The organism is Streptomyces sp. NBC_00078 (assembly GCF_026343335.1).
Classification (GTDB): Bacteria; Actinomycetota; Actinomycetes; order Streptomycetales; family Streptomycetaceae; genus Streptomyces.
Window position 1 is genome coordinate 6,246,135 of record NZ_JAPELX010000001.1, and the last position, 15,296, is coordinate 6,261,430.

26 protein-coding genes are annotated in these 15,296 nt (G+C 69.0%); 21 read left to right on the forward strand and 5 right to left on the reverse strand.

Translation table 11 applies throughout. From position 1 onward, the window contains the following. Positions 1-26 precede the first annotated feature (26 nt). Together OOK07_RS29485 and OOK07_RS29490 are read left to right on the forward strand one after the other, a co-directional pair. Positions 27-806 carry a hypothetical protein gene (locus OOK07_RS29485; RefSeq protein WP_266799458.1) on the forward strand — a complete coding sequence of 260 codons (780 nt, stop codon included), beginning with the start codon at positions 27-29 and terminating at the stop codon, positions 804-806. 228 nt (positions 807-1,034) lie between these two features. Next, complete coding sequence (locus OOK07_RS29490; RefSeq protein ID WP_266799459.1) at positions 1,035-1,487, forward strand: GntR family transcriptional regulator; 453 nt, start codon at positions 1,035-1,037, stop codon at positions 1,485-1,487. A 32-nt stretch (positions 1,488-1,519) separates the two neighbouring features. Here OOK07_RS29490 and OOK07_RS29495 read toward each other — a convergent pair whose 3' ends face one another. Then, positions 1,520-1,774 (reverse strand): hypothetical protein, encoded by a 255-nt coding sequence (locus OOK07_RS29495; RefSeq protein WP_266802336.1) that lies wholly within the window; start codon positions 1,772-1,774, stop codon positions 1,520-1,522. Between OOK07_RS29495 and OOK07_RS29500 the strand changes: the two genes are divergently transcribed. Next, positions 1,664-2,386 carry a phosphotransferase enzyme family protein gene (locus OOK07_RS29500; protein ID WP_266802069.1) on the forward strand — a complete coding sequence of 241 codons (723 nt, stop codon included), beginning with the start codon at positions 1,664-1,666 and terminating at the stop codon, positions 2,384-2,386. The genes OOK07_RS29495 and OOK07_RS29500 overlap by 111 nt on opposite strands. Here OOK07_RS29500 and OOK07_RS29505 read toward each other — a convergent pair. From OOK07_RS29505 to OOK07_RS29520, 4 genes are read right to left on the reverse strand one after another with little or no spacing between them, the layout of a single operon-like run. Next, positions 2,383-2,811 carry an NsdA family TPR-like regulatory protein gene (locus OOK07_RS29505; protein ID WP_266799460.1) on the reverse strand — a complete coding sequence of 143 codons (429 nt, stop codon included), beginning with the start codon at positions 2,809-2,811 and terminating at the stop codon, positions 2,383-2,385. The genes OOK07_RS29500 and OOK07_RS29505 overlap by 4 nt on opposite strands. Positions 2,812-2,831: 20 nt before the next feature. Further along, entirely contained in the window at positions 2,832-2,993 is a 162-nt protein-coding gene (locus OOK07_RS29510; RefSeq protein WP_266796903.1) for a hypothetical protein, read from the reverse strand. Continuing rightward, positions 2,990-4,222: an IS701 family transposase gene (locus OOK07_RS29515; protein ID WP_266799461.1), complete on the reverse strand. Its 1,233-nt coding sequence runs from the start codon at positions 4,220-4,222 to the stop codon at positions 2,990-2,992. The genes OOK07_RS29510 and OOK07_RS29515 overlap by 4 nt, the downstream gene beginning before the upstream one ends. Positions 4,223-4,247: 25 nt before the next feature. Then, positions 4,248-5,231 (reverse strand): NsdA family TPR-like regulatory protein, encoded by a 984-nt coding sequence (locus OOK07_RS29520; protein ID WP_266799463.1) that lies wholly within the window; start codon positions 5,229-5,231, stop codon positions 4,248-4,250. Between the two features lie 560 nt (positions 5,232-5,791). On the opposite strand from OOK07_RS29520, the gene OOK07_RS29525 reads away from it, so the two are divergent. The 18 genes from OOK07_RS29525 (at position 5,792) to OOK07_RS29610 (ending at position 15,247) form a co-directional block, all read left to right on the forward strand. Beyond that, positions 5,792-6,100 carry a hypothetical protein gene (locus tag OOK07_RS29525; RefSeq protein ID WP_266799464.1) on the forward strand — a complete coding sequence of 103 codons (309 nt, stop codon included), beginning with the start codon at positions 5,792-5,794 and terminating at the stop codon, positions 6,098-6,100. Between the two features lie 148 nt (positions 6,101-6,248). Continuing rightward, a complete protein-coding gene (locus OOK07_RS29530) occupies positions 6,249-6,479 on the forward strand; it encodes a hypothetical protein (protein ID WP_266799466.1) in 231 nt (76 codons plus the stop codon). Between the two features lie 5 nt (positions 6,480-6,484). Next, positions 6,485-6,934, forward strand: a complete 450-nt coding sequence (locus OOK07_RS29535) for a DUF3307 domain-containing protein (RefSeq protein ID WP_266799468.1) — start codon at positions 6,485-6,487, stop codon at positions 6,932-6,934. A gap of 163 nt (positions 6,935-7,097) precedes the next feature. After that, the gene (locus OOK07_RS29540) at positions 7,098-7,391 is read left to right on the forward strand and encodes a hypothetical protein (protein WP_266799470.1); all 294 of its coding nucleotides are present in this window, start codon (positions 7,098-7,100) and stop codon (positions 7,389-7,391) included. Continuing rightward, the gene (locus OOK07_RS29545; protein ID WP_266799472.1) at positions 7,388-8,377 is read left to right on the forward strand and encodes a DUF2637 domain-containing protein; all 990 of its coding nucleotides are present in this window, start codon (positions 7,388-7,390) and stop codon (positions 8,375-8,377) included. The genes OOK07_RS29540 and OOK07_RS29545 overlap by 4 nt, the downstream gene beginning before the upstream one ends. After that, on the forward strand, positions 8,374-9,024 hold the full coding sequence (locus OOK07_RS29550) for a GGDEF domain-containing protein (RefSeq protein ID WP_266799474.1): 651 nt from the start codon (positions 8,374-8,376) through the stop codon (positions 9,022-9,024). Before OOK07_RS29545 ends, OOK07_RS29550 begins: the two co-directional genes overlap by 4 nt. Further along, positions 9,021-9,350: a hypothetical protein gene (locus tag OOK07_RS29555; RefSeq protein ID WP_266799476.1), complete on the forward strand. Its 330-nt coding sequence runs from the start codon at positions 9,021-9,023 to the stop codon at positions 9,348-9,350. Before OOK07_RS29550 ends, OOK07_RS29555 begins: the two co-directional genes overlap by 4 nt. A 64-nt stretch (positions 9,351-9,414) precedes the next feature. After that, the gene (locus tag OOK07_RS29560) at positions 9,415-9,732 is read left to right on the forward strand and encodes a hypothetical protein (RefSeq protein WP_266799477.1); all 318 of its coding nucleotides are present in this window, start codon (positions 9,415-9,417) and stop codon (positions 9,730-9,732) included. Further along, the gene (locus OOK07_RS29565; RefSeq protein ID WP_406312548.1) at positions 9,723-9,968 is read left to right on the forward strand and encodes a hypothetical protein; all 246 of its coding nucleotides are present in this window, start codon (positions 9,723-9,725) and stop codon (positions 9,966-9,968) included. The genes OOK07_RS29560 and OOK07_RS29565 overlap by 10 nt, the downstream gene beginning before the upstream one ends. A 2-nt stretch (positions 9,969-9,970) precedes the next feature. Beyond that, the gene (locus OOK07_RS29570; protein ID WP_266802071.1) at positions 9,971-10,273 is read left to right on the forward strand and encodes a hypothetical protein; all 303 of its coding nucleotides are present in this window, start codon (positions 9,971-9,973) and stop codon (positions 10,271-10,273) included. Positions 10,274-10,490: 217 nt separating this feature from the next. Then, on the forward strand, positions 10,491-12,731 hold the full coding sequence (locus OOK07_RS29575) for an FtsK/SpoIIIE domain-containing protein (protein ID WP_266799478.1): 2,241 nt from the start codon (positions 10,491-10,493) through the stop codon (positions 12,729-12,731). A gap of 139 nt (positions 12,732-12,870) precedes the next feature. Next, positions 12,871-13,122, forward strand: a complete 252-nt coding sequence (locus tag OOK07_RS29580) for a hypothetical protein (protein WP_266799479.1) — start codon at positions 12,871-12,873, stop codon at positions 13,120-13,122. A gap of 24 nt (positions 13,123-13,146) precedes the next feature. Further along, positions 13,147-13,335 (forward strand): hypothetical protein, encoded by a 189-nt coding sequence (locus OOK07_RS29585; RefSeq protein ID WP_266799480.1) that lies wholly within the window; start codon positions 13,147-13,149, stop codon positions 13,333-13,335. An 8-nt stretch (positions 13,336-13,343) separates the two neighbouring features. Then, positions 13,344-13,943, forward strand: coding sequence for a hypothetical protein (locus tag OOK07_RS29590; RefSeq protein WP_266799482.1), 600 nt, complete (start codon positions 13,344-13,346; stop codon positions 13,941-13,943). Further along, positions 13,940-14,272, forward strand: a complete 333-nt coding sequence (locus OOK07_RS29595; protein ID WP_266799484.1) for a MazG-like family protein — start codon at positions 13,940-13,942, stop codon at positions 14,270-14,272. The genes OOK07_RS29590 and OOK07_RS29595 overlap by 4 nt, the downstream gene beginning before the upstream one ends. A 19-nt stretch (positions 14,273-14,291) precedes the next feature. Then, positions 14,292-14,576, forward strand: a complete 285-nt coding sequence (locus OOK07_RS29600; protein WP_266799486.1) for a hypothetical protein — start codon at positions 14,292-14,294, stop codon at positions 14,574-14,576. 18 nt (positions 14,577-14,594) lie between these two features. Then, positions 14,595-14,780, forward strand: a complete 186-nt coding sequence (locus OOK07_RS29605; protein WP_266799487.1) for a hypothetical protein — start codon at positions 14,595-14,597, stop codon at positions 14,778-14,780. Between the two features lie 5 nt (positions 14,781-14,785). Then, the gene (locus tag OOK07_RS29610; protein WP_266799488.1) at positions 14,786-15,247 is read left to right on the forward strand and encodes a single-stranded DNA-binding protein; all 462 of its coding nucleotides are present in this window, start codon (positions 14,786-14,788) and stop codon (positions 15,245-15,247) included. Positions 15,248-15,296 lie beyond the last annotated feature (49 nt).

Genomic DNA, 15,296 nt, shown 5'->3' on the forward strand with positions numbered 1-15,296 from the left:
GGCCGTCGCCGCGATGATGTCTGGTCATGAAGGAACTTGCTCTCGCTCTGGTGGCTGCGGTGTTCGGACTGGTGGGCACAGTTGTTGGTGCGCGGGCCGCAAAGAAGGGGGCCTTGATCAGTGCGCAAGTCACCTTGCAGCAAGTTCGCGATCAAGCCGACGTCGATCAAGCCCACTGGCTTCGGCAACAGCGGCTTCAGGCGTACGAAAGTTACCTAGCAGCCTGGGACGAGTGTCTTCGCATTGTTAACTCTGTGGGTTTGCCGGGAGACTCGGAATCGTCGAGGCTCAACCCGCTAAAAGAAGCAGCCGACCGGATGACAGAGCGTGCCCGGAGGATCGACATCCTGGGACCGGCCGAGGTGGCGAGGGCAGCGGAAGAACTCGCCGACAGCATGCGGCGTGACGTGGATATAGCCACCAAACTGCTGAAACTCACAGAGGAATACATTCCGACCAATGGCCGTATAACGACAGACACGGCGCCAGCCATGACGGCCGCTAGGGAGGCGCTGGACGAAGTCGCAAGGCAGGCGCAAGACATTACGGCGGAGGCAAATGGCAGCACTGGAGTGCCCCAAGGGGCGGCGGCTTTTTTCGCGAGTATCGATCGGGCCCAGGAACTCGCCAACGCTGCAATCTCCCGCGCGTATGAGGACACCGATGGGTTTTCCGAGTTCCTTGACCAAGCAACTGCGATCGTCGATGAACTGAAACACAACCAGGACGCCCGCGAGCGTACTCGCGAGCGGTTCACAACGGCTGCGCGTCAGACGCTCGCTTCAGCAACTCCCCCTGCTCCATAGCGACGGGAGGGGCTGCAACCCCCGCGGGGGTTGCAGCCCTGTACTCAGGTCGGACAGGTGGGACACTGGCGAATGTCGCTGTCCCACCTATTTGTGCAGGTCAGGGCTCTAACCGGACAGTCGGACACGTGGGACACTCCCTATGGCGCCCTACGTCGACCGAGGGCCACCGTGGGAAGCTGGAAGCAGTGAGCCGCTGTCAAGCGAGATCATTGAAGGGGAGGCTAGGTGCCGCCGGTCAGTCCGCGAGACACGTACCTAGAGGTCTCGGATTCTCTGCGTCAGAAGATCGAGAAGGGCAAGATTCTTGAGAAGCTGCCGTCTCAAGCGAAGCTGATGGAGAGCTACGGCGTGAGCCGCAGCACCATCGAGCGTGCGTTGGGTGACCTGAAGAGTAAGAGCGTGATCGAGTCTGTACAGGGGGCTGGCTGGTACGTGGCGGGGACGGGCGACCGCCGCCCACTCGTCGAGAAGGTGACGGACCTCTTGCGGACTGAGGGAGTCAAGGTCGGAGACCCCTTCCCCACCGAGAAGGAGCTGTGCGAGCGGTTCGAGGCTTCGCGGACGGCGATCCGCTCCGCCATTGCGCAGATGGAAGGACAAGGGCTCATCGGCAAGGGAGCGACGCGCGGGCGGGAAGTCCGCGCGCTTCCCATCGGGCAGGGGGACCGCAAGGCATGACGACGGGCGAGCGCACTGAATTCGACGCAGCGTCAGCCGAGAGTATTTTGCGGAAGGCGTGCGATGCCGCCCACTTGGATCCGGACCGTATCGAGATGCAGCGGTTTGGCGACCACGCTGTGTTTCGCATCGACTGCGGCCGGATCATTTCGCGCGTCGGTCGGAGCCCTGACCGACTGCCGTCCGTCCGCCGAGAAGTAGCCGTATCTCAGTGGCTCGCAGCCGAGGGATACCCGGCTGCCCGGCTCGTCACGGAAGCCCAACAACCCGTCGTAGTCGACGGCCATCCGGTGACCTTCTGGGAGGGATTGGCCGACGGCGACACGTATGCGAGTACGCGAGAGATGGGCGAATTGCTTCGGCGGCTCCACAAATTGGATCCGCCGCCCTTTTCGCTCCCTGAACTCCGGCCCTTCGACAAGGTGAATCAACGGTTGCAGCACGCCGCGATCCCGTCGGACACTCGGACCTATCTCGTCTCTCTGGCAGATGAGTTGGCGAGCGAGTACGACCGGCTAGCGTTCGCCCTGCCGACCGGTCACCTGCACGGAGACTTCAACGTCGGCAATGTTCTGCGTGATGCTGCCGGGCGCCCGAAGGTTATCGACCTGGACGGCTTCGTGATCGGTCCGCGCGAGTGGGACCTTATGCAGACGGCCATGTACTACGACAGCTTCGGATGGCACACAGAGGCCGAATACGCCGATTTCGTGGATGGCTACGGCTTCGACGTCCGGAAATGGTCCGGGTACGCCGTCCTTCGCAGCGTGCGCGAACTACTGATGGTCACCTGGCTTTCCCAGAACGCTGGCACGAATCCGCGCGCTGCCGAGGAAGTTGAGAAGCGTGTTGAGACGCTGCGCTCGGGAGGCTCGCGCCGCGACTGGGCGCCTTTCTAGGGACGTTCGTCGACCTGTAGCCAGAGGCGGAAGCCGCGGGCCTGTTCCGCGAATACCCGGAACTCCGCGGCTCGCTTCACGCCGTCTGTGATGCGGCCTTGGAACTCCCGTACATACTGTACGCAGCGCGCAGACTTCAGTCCCTCGCCGAGTTGCAGGGCATTGAGTGCGATTTCAAAGCCACGGCCGATCTCGCCCTGACCGAGGTACGCATCTGCCTGCACCATGGTCGCGAAGAAATCGCTTCGAGTATTCAGGCCGTCCCCGACGATGGAGCCCGCACCCCGCTCCGTCGCCTGCCCGGATCGTCCCAAGTCGCGGAAGCAATGGCCGATCTCGGCTGCAAGCTCAACTTCGTCGAAGTACGCGATGTACGCAGGATCGCTGTCGGCTGTCCGCTGACTGAGCTTGCGTTCCGCCTCCACTAGTACTACAGCCGGTGGTTTCACGGTGAGTGTGCGCGTGCGGCTCGGGTGCGGTAGTGGCTGGTTCGGGCTCGGGTCTGGTGGCGGGTGCGCCAGCGGTGCCAGTGCATGGCGAGCCAGGTCCGGGCGGTGCGTGCGGGGGCGAGGACGATCCGGTCGTACAGGCGGCGGATCTCGTTCACGGTCGGGGGTCGGGTGTCGTCGGTGGGGCGGGTATGAGCCGGCTCCGGACGGTGACCAGGAAAGCCATGGCGAGCATGCACACGGTGGTGTGCCGGTACCACGAGCACCATTTGCGGACCTCGTGTTCGTCCAGGCCCACCTGTCCCTTCGCGACCTGGAACGACTCCTCCACCATCCAGCGTTGTCCGGCGGCGACCACCAGCTCGGCCACGGTGGCGCCGGGGTGGGTGTGGCACAGGAAGTAGGCGATCTCCCGGACGAGTGCGCCGGTCTTCCTGTCCTTCTTGTTGGGCACGGTCGAGCGGCGGATCAGCAGGTGACGCTCCAGCCCGGTGGAAACGGAGGCGAGTTGGACGGCGGCCCAGTCGTACTCGCGAGGGCCCTTGGCGCCGTCCGCGCACGAGCGGCGCTCGAAGGCATCCTCGGGTACCAGCGCCCACAGCTCGCGGGCCTGCCGGGTGCGGCCGTCGGGCAGGGGCAGCACCTCGTCCTTCGGGATGGCGAGCACGTAGCGGACCTGGTGTTCCTCCAGCCAGGCGCGCAGTGCACGGCACTGCCCGTAGGCCTCGTCGGCCAGGAAGTAGGTGAACGGCACCGAGGCGGCCAGTGCCCGCTCCAGCATCCGCCGGGCCAGCTCCGGCTTGGTGGCCACCGCGCTCGCGCGTTCGGGCGGGACGCCCTGCTCGGCGCAGCGGCGTTCGTGCTCCGCGGTGGCGCCGGCCCAGTGCTTGCCGAGGTAGAGCTCGGCGTCGATCAGAGTGCGACCCCGGCGAGATCCGTAGGACAGGTGCACGCTGACCTGGGCGTTCTCGATTCTGCCCGCAGTTCCGGTGTATTGACGCTGGACACCGGCGGTCTTGGTGCCCTTCTTGATGTCGCCGGTCTCGTCCGCGATCAGCACCGCGTCGTCGGCGGCCAGGGCGGCGACCGCGTGGGCGCGGACCCGGTCGCGCAGTTCGTCCGCATCCCATGCGGCCTTGGCCAGGAAGCCCTGCAACCGGTCCGGGCTGGGGTGGCCGGCAGCCTCCGCGAGCTGCCACAGGTTCTTGCGCGGCACCTCGCTCAGCAGCCCGCGCACCATCGCCCGCAGATTCTCCCGGGAAGCCGGACGCGCAAACACATCGTCCACCGAAGCGCACAATGCCTCCAACTCCCCCTCAAGCTGCCGCACTTGGCCCTCGGTCAGCTCGTCCGTCCGCACCACGCCCAGCGGCAGTCTCAATCCCACGAACGGAGCAACGAGCCAACCACCGTCACGTCACGTGAACCACCGGCTGTAGTACTAGGGCAAGGTCGCAGCCCCGATCATCGCCGAGCCGGGCAAGGGCCCGGGCCTCCATTGCGATGTGATGTGCCGCCATCGTCGGCCCCAGGCTGCCGGCGGGTCCTGTGTACGCCGCACGCGCCAGGGTTGCGGCGTCCTGGTACCGACCGAGGAAGGTCGCCTGATGGCTCATCGCGGACAGGATGCTGCTGCCGAGCAGGCGGTCACCCGCCGCTTGGGCCATACGCAGCCCCTGAATGAAGTACCGCTGTGCGATGCCGTGTAGGCCGCTGTCGTACGACATAAATCCGGCGAGCAAGAGAGCTTCGGCTACGGCCGAGTGGAGTTCCTTGCCGATGGTGTCGGAGTACTTCCCCTCCAGCATCGGACGGACGTCCGTGTGAAGGTACTGAATTAGGGCTCGCCGGGCGTGGCCGCCGCCGAATTTCCCGTCAAGCATGCTGAACGCGTCCGCGGTTGAGCGCACCATCTCAATGTCAACCGCGCCGATCGCCCGGTTACCCAGCCGCGCTAGCTCTCCGTCGGGAGGGGCGACGATCCAGCGGAGGGATGCCGTGTTCCACGCGGCAGAGTCTGGGTGCGCTCGGACCAGAACCTCAGTCTCAGCAAGGTCGGCCCGCCATAGGTCGGTCACGGTCTTGGCCGTGGTTTCGGGCTTGTCCGCGAAGTCCAAGCCCAAGTCGGGCTGTACCGCAGAAACTGCCGCGTTGCCCATCCCGATGTCGTCGATCGTGAGTCGGCGCCCAAGCTTGCGCCCAATCGCGTCGGCGATGAACTGCGGCATGTTGCCCCGCGGGATCGAGCCGTTGAGCCACCTGCCGACGTACGTGTGATCACAGGTGACGTCTTCGCCCGATCGAGCGCCAGCGGTGATCACCGCGCGAGCAAGCGACTTGTTCGAGAAGTCAGCTTCCTGCATGAGCGCGGCCAGCCTGGCGTTCCGGTCTGCCATCGAACCCCCATGAGCGGCCGAAGTCCCAGCTTGACTCGACGTCACTCTACGCAGGTCAGGCCTGAGATGCAGGGGGGTTACACGTCGGAGTGCACGAGTGCACCCCCAAGTGCACGCTCCCGAAGTGCCCTCCGCTTGACGACAGTTGAGTCACCACCGCGAAGCAGGCGGTTTCGAGATCGAAAAAGCCAGAGCGCTTGACGACCCGGAATCGATCTGTCAGCGTGAGTGGTAGGTAATACACACCACGCACTGAGCGGGTGTGCAGCACCGATGTACGTCCGGCGGGTCCTGTGGCTTTGCGGCTACGGGAGCTCCTTCCAGGGGTTACCGCGCTCGCCGGGGAGTGCCAGTGCCTTGAGAACTGAACAGTGGACCGAGGAACTACCGCCTGTCCTCAGCACCAAGAAGGCGGCCCGCGCGGAGAACGACCCGCGCACTCTTCGACCTTTCCGCAGCTCAACGGCTGCGGCCGGTTGCCTGATCCGCATCTCTCGCAGGTGCGGTGAGGGGGAGCCGGGATCGTCTCGGACCTCCGTGACTTCGAGGGGGAACCTTCCATGCTGCTCGCCATCGGTGACGTCGTCCGTATCCGCAGCAACAAGGCGCTGGGCACGGTGGCCGGGATCGCCAGCCACCGCGCCGGCAACCTGGTCGACGTCCAGATGAACGGCAACACCCTGCGGCCGGTGAGGCCGCAGGACATCGAATTGGTCGCCCGCGGCTTCAAGCCGATGACCACCGGCCGCGCCATTGCCACGCTGCTGTTCTTCCTGTCGGAATGGCCTCTGCGGTTGCCAACGGCGTCTACGTCCGCGGCCTGGGTGCCAACTGGGCCACGGTCACCTTCGTGGCCTTCACCTCGGTGACCGCCTTGACCGGCGGACTGATCAACCTGTTCAACCGCCCGCGCCGGGTCCGTATCTGACCCGCCGCCGCTTCCGCTGAACGGCCGCCGTCTCGCCAAAGGCCTGCGGCCAGCTCCGGCTTCACGTCCCTCCAAACTGAGGAAGAACCATGAATCAGAACGACCTGGACAACATCGCCCACCGCATCGGGTCGGCCGCGATGGAGTTCGCCCCTGGCCACCGGCCGACCGCCGCTCAAGTGGCCGACGCCGCTTCGATCCTGCACGGCATGCTTCAGACTGCCGAGCCCTACGGCGTGACGTTCGCGGACTTCGACGGCGTCGCCCACTTCGCACGGCTGGCCATTCAGCTGGTCCAGTCCCGCGACGCGAGCCGGTGACCGCCGTGAATGCCGCCACCTTCGCCGCCGTGTTCGTCGCCCTGTACGTCGCTCACAGCGTGGGCGATCACTGGATGCAGACCTCCCACCAGTCCGCACACAAGGGCCGTCCCGGCTGGGTCGGCCGCCTCGCGGACGCCCGGCATGTCGCCACCCTGACGCTCACGAAGGTCGCCGTCCTGCTGCCGGTCGTCTGGCTGCTCGACCTGCGCCTGTCGGTGCTCGGCATGGTCGCAGGGCTCGGCATCGACGCAGTCACGCACTGGTGGGCCGACCGGCGCACCACGCTGGCATGGCTGGCCAAGGTGACCGGCAAGGGCGAGTTCTACCGGCTCGGTGCCCCGCGCGCCGGCATGGGCGACAACCCCAGCCTTGGGACCGGCGCCTACGCACTTGACCAGTCCTTCCACCACCTGTGGCTGCTGGTCGCCGCGCTGGTCATCGCCACCGTCTGACCCCGCATCACCGCCCCGGCATCTCGCCGTGAGGGCGCCGGATCGAATCCGGCCCGGGGCACTCACCCCGCCGCGCTCGCGGCCGGGGGTGCCGGAGCAGTCGCCGTCTCGCCAAAGGCCTGCGGCTGCTCCGGCTTCCTGTCCCTCCGATTCAGGAGCCTCCATGCACGCCTACATCGGCGGCCATCAGGCCGTGAACGACCTCGATTTCATCGAACTCGCCCTGGGTACCCCGCTCGAACTCTGGCTCGGGGTTGAGGGGGAGACCGAGATGGAGCGCGCGGCCCGGCTGGACGCCGCGCGGGACATCCTCGCCGAGAATCCGACCCTTCCCGACGACGTCAGCCGCATCGCCGCCGAGGCCATCGAGGCCTACGCGCCGGAGCTGTTCAACGTCCTGCCGCTGGCGCGCCCCGCGCGGCGCCGCCGGAGCTCCCGGAAGGGGGCCGCGGCATGACCACCATGACCGAGACAGTCCGGCCGAAGGTGCCGCCGCTGTCGAAGCCGGAACTGTGGCTGTTGGGTGCGGTCGCCGTGTTCGCGGCCGGGGTCGGCGGGCTGGGCCTCGCATCGTCGTTTGAGGCGGTATCGGCCGCGGGTGCCCGGTGGGGGTTTGCTTCCCCGTGGATGCTGCCGGTCGGCATCGACGTGGCCATTCCGGTGTTCACCGCGGCGTTCTTGCTGCTGATCCGCACGGACATGCCGTTGGGCTGGGTGCGGTTCGTGCCGTGGGCGCTGACCGGGGTGACGTGCTGGCTGAACATCGCGGCCGGGCAGTCACTGTCCGCGAAGGTGGCGCACGGCACCATGCCGCTGCTGTGGGTGGTCCTGTCCGAGGTGGCCGCCCACGTTTACGCCTCCCGCATCGGCGCGGTGACCGGCCGGCGGATGGAGAAGATCCGCCGTTCGCGCTGGCTGCTCGCCCCGCTGTCCACCTTCACCCTGTGGCGCCGCATGACCCTGTGGGAGATCACCTCCTACGGGGATGCGCTCGCCCGTGAGCGGGAGCGGCAGTTGGCCCGCGCGCAGCTGCGGCAGCGGTTCGGCCGTCGGTGGCGTTCCAAGACGCCCCGGCCGGAGCGGGTGCTGTTGAAGCTGGGGGAACTCGCCCCGGCCGGTGACGACGTCCCGCCGGTGCCGCCGCAGGATGCGGAGCCGCCGAAGCAGGACACGCCAAAGGCGCCGCGCAAGCGCCCCAGCAAGACGGCCAAGGGCAAAGCGTCCAAGGCGCCGCGGACCCCGGCGGAACTGCTCGCCGAGGCGCGCGAGGTGACGGCCGACTGGAGCGATGACGCGATCAACGCTGAGGCGTTGCGTACCACGCTGCACTGCTCGGCAGCCAACTCCCGTGTGCTGCGGGACCTGTTGCTGACCGAGCGGGCCGACGGCCGCCGCCTGCACCCCGTCGACGGCAACGAGGACGGCGAGGGGGCTGCAGCATGAACACCCTCGCCACGGTCCTGCTGTCCGCGCTGCCGCTGGCCGCGGGGTGGGCGGTTCACGTGTGGTGGCTGCGCGGCTGCCTGAACACGGCCCGGCGTGACCCGCTGACCGGGCTACGTACCCGCGACGGCTTCACCCGCCGCGCCGCCGTCCTGCTCAAGGACCCGCGGGCGGTCGTGGTGCTGGCCGACGTCGACCGCTTCAAGCACATCAACGACACCTACGGGCACGCCGCCGGGGACGCGCTACTTCAGGCGACTGCGGACCGGCTCGCCCACCACGTCGGCCGTACGGGGGTGGCCGGGCGGCTCGGGGGTGATGAGTTCGCCGCCGTCCTCATCGACGACCACGGCACCGCGGCCGACCTGCTCGCCGTGCTGCACGGCGTGCTTGCCCGGCCGGTGGACGGCCAGGACCCGGCCGTTCGCACGACCGTCTCGCTGGGTTGGGTACGTGCAGCGGACTTCCCCGCGGATGACCTGTCCGGGCTGCTGCGGCGGGCCGATGAGGCGATGTACGCGGCCAAGCAAGCCCGCGCCGGAACCCGCCGCGCGGGGCTGGGCTGGCTGTTCGCCACCGTCACCGGACGGCGCGCAGGCCGCACCGGCGCCCGCACAGACGCGGCCGTTGTGGGGGTCGCGGCATGAAGTCTCAACCCCTCGTTGGTGCCGCCGTGTTCACCGCGGTGATGCGTGCGTCCGGCTACCGCTGCCAGTGCGAGGGCGAGTGCGGCAAGGCGCACGCCAAGGGCGACGGCCGGTGCCCGCACGAGCACGACGGCTACACCAGCAAGCACGGGCGCCGGGTACGGCTGATGGCCGCACCCGCCGACCCGCTCGCCTCGGACGTCGCCGCCGCCCGCCTGGCCGCGGGCCAGCTGCGGGCCTGGTGCCCCGACTGCCACACGGCCGCCGCCCGCCGCGCCCGCGCCACGGCGCCCGTGGACGACGCGCCCGGCCTGTTCGACCTGTAACCCATCTGCTCACGGCGGGCCCTGCCGCCCGCCGACGACACACCGCCCCGAGGAGGGGTTGACCATGGCCAAGCCCAACACCAGCCGTCTGGACCGTGAGATCCGGCTGGCGGAACGCAAGATCAAAGCGGTGCAGAACGACGAGATGTGGCCGCTGACCGGTGCGGAGCGACGCAAGGTCAGGGGCGCCCTGGTGGGCGGCTCCTACCGGGTGCTGCGCGGCAAGAGCACGGGGCGCGCCGAACGCGCCCTGGAAGAGGCCTGGAACACCGTCAACGCCCGGCTGTCCGCCGAGCTGAGCGGGTTGCAGAGGGAGCGGCAGCGGATCGTGGACGAGGCCGCCGCCACCAAGGCCGCGAAGAAGTCTTCGGGGTGGTTCTGATGTTCCAGGCCGGTGACATCGTTCAGATCGTCTCGTGTGAGCGGGATTCCCGCCTGGTGGGCAAGCGCGGCTACATCATCGACGAGGCGCCGCCGTTCAACGGCGTCTGGGCCGTGCATGGCCTCCCCGGTGTGCTGACCGCCAACTCCGGCGGGTTCGAGGCCCACGAGTTGCGCAAGGTCGGCCACAACCCGAGCAAGGCGCCCAAGCCCCGCAGGGAGTCGAGGTGGTGGTGAGCATGGACCGCCGCTGCCCCGCCGCCCACCCGGACGACCCGACCCCCTGTGTCGGCGCGCACGATGCCGTGACCGTCCTGGACCGCAGCAATGCCGGAGCAACCGGCTGCGAGCATCACGCGGCCCGTTTGCTGGCCTCCTTGACGGGCGGTCGGGTGTTCTCTCACCCCGAGCACTACGGGGCCGCGACCCGCGTCTACCAGGCCGCGTGCGACCTGCGCCCGTTCGCCTGGTACGAGGACGCCCCGCGCACCGAGCCGTCCCAGCTCAGCCACACGGAGAACCGCGAGCGGCACGGCCGCTGACCCGCGCCGACGCGGCATGCAGCCCCGGCAACCACGCCGTGAGGGCGCCGGATCGAATCCGGCCCGGGGCACGCACCACCGGCCCGGCCGCACGACCCACACACATCGTGTGGGCACCTGTTGCGCACCTGGGCTGACCCTTTCCACACGGGCCCGACCGCTCACCTCCTACAGCGTTCGGCCGGGCCCACCTCCCGCAGATCCGGAAGGACTCTCAGTGAAACACCCCGACGACGACAACGAACTCTTCAACCGGCTGGAAGCCGAGATGGCCGACTCCGGCACCCCCGCGCGGGGCGAGGTGGTCGACCTCGACAAGGCCCGCACCGCCCGGGGCGAGTCGGCCGACTCCGCCCCCGACCGGTCGACCGACTCCCGAGCCCCCGAGTCGCCCGACTCGCAGCCGACCGAGTCGGGTGAGGGTGGGCCGACTCTGGTCGACCAGAAGGTGCCGACCGTGTCGGGCCCGGGTCTGGTCGACCGCATCAAGAACTCCAAGCGGCTGGACGTCTTCCCGGCATGGACGAAGTCCCGGGCGGAGTTCACCGAAGCACTCGGCTGGCTGGCCGGACACGTCGGCCACACCATCGCCTTCCACGCGGTCCGCGTACCGTTCCTCTACCTGCCCAAGCTGGTCTGGCGCTCCCCGCGCGGGGCGCTCAACCTCCTGGGTCGGATCGGCCGTTGGGCCATGGACGCCGAGGGCGAGCGGCTGCGCCAGTACACCGCCACGAGCGAGCAGGTCGACGAGTACCTGAAGCTCTCTCGGCAGCGCGATCGCCGGGTACGACTGCGGACCATCCTCACCATCCTGGGCGGCATCATCGCCCTGGGTATCGGCCTGTTCCTGGTCTTCGGGGCGCAGCCGATGACGCAGGTCATCGCCGTCACGCTGCTCGTGCTGGGCTGCGGGGTGGCGGGGGCGCCGGCCGATGCGCCGCTGGCCACCCGCGCGGTCATCAAGACCGAGGTACAGAAGCTGACCAGCGACATCGTGGTCAAGGCCATGGCCTCCATCGGCATCGGGCAGATTGCGTCCGCGGTCGCCAAGGGCCAGGACGGCATCCGGTTCGTCGCACCGATCACCCGCGAGGGGCCCGGCTGGCGCGCGGACATCGACCTGCCGCTCGGGGTGACGGTCGCCGACGTCGCCGACCGCCGCGCCCGACTCGCCTCCGGCCTGCGCCGCCCGCTCGGGTGCGTATGGCCGGACGCCGACCCCAACGAGCACGAGGGGCGCCTCATCCTGTGGGTGGGGGATAGGGACCTGTCCAAGACCGGCATCGTCAAGTGGCAGCTCGCGAACGCTCGTCGGCACGACATCTTCAAGCGCAACCCGTTCGGCATCGACCCGCGCGGGCGGGCTCAGTCGGTGCCGATGATCCAGCACAACATCCTGATCGGCTCGCTGCCCGGCCAGGGCAAGACCGCCTCGGTGCGGGTGCTGGCCTGCGGCGCCGCCCTGGACCCGTCGGTGGAGCTGTGGCTGCACGAGAACAAGGGCACCGGCGACCTGGACTCCCTGGAATGCGTCAGCCACCGGTTCGTGTCCGGCATCGACGACGATTCGATCAAGTACGCGGCCGATTCCCTGAAGCTGCTGCGGGCGGAGGTCATGCGCCGCGCGGCTGCGATCAAGAAGCTGCCGCGGGACCTGTGCCCGGACAAGCGCATCACCCGCGCCATTGCCGACAAGCGGTCGCTGAAGCTGTGGCCGCTGGTCGGCGTGTTCGACGAGTGCCAGAACCTGTTCGCCCACCCCAAGTACGGCAAACAGGCAGGTGAGGACGCCGAGTTCATCATCAAGCTGGGCCGCGCCCTGGGCGTGATCCTCATCCTTGCCACGCAGCGCCCGGACAAGGACTCGCTGCCCACGGGGATCAGCGGCAACGTGTCCATCCGCTTCGCCCTCAAGGTCGCCGGGCAGGTCGAGAACGACATGATCCTGGGCACGTCCGCGTACAAGAACGGCGTGCGCGCGACCTCGTTCCGCCCGGAGATCGACGCCGGTAACGGCTACCTCGCCGGGGCCACCGCCCTGCCGGTCGTGGTCCGCACCGCCTACCTGGACGACAACGCCACCCACGCCATCGCGCAGCGCGCACACGCGCTGCGCAAGGCGGAGGGCACGCTGTCCGGGCACGCGCTCGGGGAGGAAGCCGAGAGCACGTCCGGGCCGTCGTACGACCTGCTCGCCGACGTCGCCGCCATCGTGCCCGCGAGCGAAGAGCGGGTGTGGAACGAGCGGATCGCCGCCCGGCTGGCGGAACTGCGGCCGGAGGTCTACGGCGGCTGGAAGGGCGAGAACGTCACCAGCGCGCTCAAGCCGCACGGCATCAAGACCCGCGACGTGGCCGGGACGACCGACGACGGCACCCGCACCACCCGCCGCGGCATCGCCCGCGCCGACCTCCTCACCGTGATTGCGGAGCGTGACGATAAGCGGGGCGCCGCCTAGCCCCGAGCGGTGCTACCGGTAGCAGGCTGCCCTGCTACCGGTAGCACCCCCGCTAGCACCCCATATCGCACCTGATCTGCGATCTAGTAAATAGCACCCCACCTGCGGAAACCCCGAAAACCGCCCGGGAGGGCCCCTCGTGACCCCCATAGCCCTTGCTATCGCCTGCCTGACGCTCGTCACGCTCTGTTATGTCGGTGTGTGTGCGGGCAGCCCGTTCGGCACCTGCCGCAAGTGCCACGGCTTCGGCTTCGCCACCACCACCGACCGCAAGGGACGCCCCAAGCGCGGCAAGACCTGCCGCCGCTGCAAGGGCCGCGGCAAGCGCGTCCGCGTCGGCCGCTGGCTCTACAACCGCGCCTCCCGGATCTACCGCGAAGGCACCCGCTGACCCACCGGAAGGAGACCCGCCGGCATGGCCGTGACCATCTCCCTCGCCTTGCTCTTCGGCGCCCTGCTCGCCGTCCTGCTCCGCTTCGGATCACTCAAGCCGGGCGGCGCGTTCGTCGCCGTGATGTTCGGCTTCTACCTCGCCTCCACCGGCGCCGCCGACACCGTCAACCACCTCATGCGCGCCCTCGTCGACGCGCTGCCCAACCTGTGAGGAACGCCGTGAACGAACCCATCGTCGCCCGGCACTGGCTCACCATCGCCGCGCCCAAGGCGGCGCCCGCCGTGGCTACCACGACCGTGCTCGCGCTGGCCCGGATCTGGAACGCCAACGGCGCCGAACACTCCGTCGGCAACGCCGCCCTCATGACCGTCCTCGCCGCCGGGGCCGCAGCGGGCGGCGTCTCGCTGGCCCGCGCCGGAGAGGGCGTGCTCGCCGCCACCGCCTACGCCGTCTCCGGCAGCCTCGCCCTCGCCGGGGTTGCCGGATACTCCGACGGCCTGTCCCTGCCGCTGCTGCTGTGGGCGCTGGCCACCGTGCTCGCCTACTGCTTCGCCGCCCGCCACTGGCGCCAGGACCGCCGCGAGACGCTCGCCCACGAGCGGCAGGCCAGCGAGCGGCGCGAGGAACACGCCCACATCGAACGCGTCGAGACCCTCCGGGCTCAGACACAGGTGGAGGTGGCCCGCACCGGAGCCGCATACGCCGAACAGCTCGCCGCCGCTCTGGTCCACCGTGCCGCGCTGCCCGGCTTCGACCCCGTCGCCCTGGAGCGCACGGGACTGCCCGAACTCCCCGCCGCCGAGAGGAAGTCCGCATGAGTGCCGTCCTGTGTTCCGTCGCCGCCCGCATCGCCACTGCCCTGGATGCCGCCAACGGCACGGGCGAGCACGGAGCGGCGATGCGGCTGATCAAGGTCGTTGAGGAGGCGGGCGAGGCATCCGCCGCCTACATCGGTGTGACCGGCCAGAACCCCCGCAAGGGCACCACCCACACCCGCGCCGACGTCGCCGACGAACTGTGCGACGTCATCATCGCCGCCGCCGTCGCCCTGCACTCCTTCACCACGCACCCGCCCGCAGTCCTGAGCGCCAAGCTGCATGCCGCCGCCCGGCGGCTGAACGCCGACACCACCCACACCGCGCACTGACCCGAGGGAGACAACCGCCATGGCACGCAGCACCGTTGCCCGCCGCGCCACCTGGTACCCCGTGATCGACGACCGCCGCGACAACGGCAGGCGACTGACCGCCCACCAGGCCGCTACCAGCATCCGCAGCGCCCGCAGGCAGCCCGCCAAGGCCGTGGACGCCGTCCACGTGTACGCCACCACCGACCGCGACGGCACGCCGCTGCACATCGGCTACGTCCACTACACGCCCGGCTACTGGACCGGAGTCACCGACGTCATCGACGTCTATGAGATCCCCACCGACGCCCTCACCGACCTCTGACGATCCGAGAGAAGAACCGTGTTCGAGATCCGCGTCATCTGCCCACCCGGCGACGCCGACCGCATCAGCGCTGCCCTGTCCACCGCGTTCGACACCGGTCCGGCGCGGACGTACCCCACCCGCGACCGCAAGCACACACGGCTGTACTTCACCGCCACCCACCGCACCTCCGGCACCAGCCCGACCAACACTGAAAGCGAGTGATCCACATGTCCGTGGGAGAGACCCCCATCACCGTCGTCGGCAACCTCGCCGCAGACCCCGAACTGCGCTTCACCCCCTCCGGCGCCGCGCTGGTCAAGTTCTCCATCGCCTCCACCCCGCGCAGCTACGACAAGACGTCGGGCCAGTGGCAGGACGGAACCGCGATGTTCCTGCGCTGCACCGCATGGCGCGACCTCGCGCAGCACATCGCCGAGAGCCTGACCAAGGGCATGCGCGTGGTCGTCACCGGCCGTCTGCGTCAGCACAACTGGCAGAACGAGCAGGGCGAGAACCGCTCCATGCTCGCGCTGGAAGTCGACGACATCGGCCCCTCGCTGCGCTTCGCCACGGCCAAGGTCGACCGCGTGCAGCGCAACGGCGCCACCTCCGGCCCGGCCGCCGACGCGTGGAACACCGCGGCCCCCGCCGGGGCCGCTCCGACTGCGGGTAACGAGCCGCCGTTCTAGATACGCCCGGGGTGGGTGCCGTCTCGCCAAAGCCTGCACCCACCCCGGT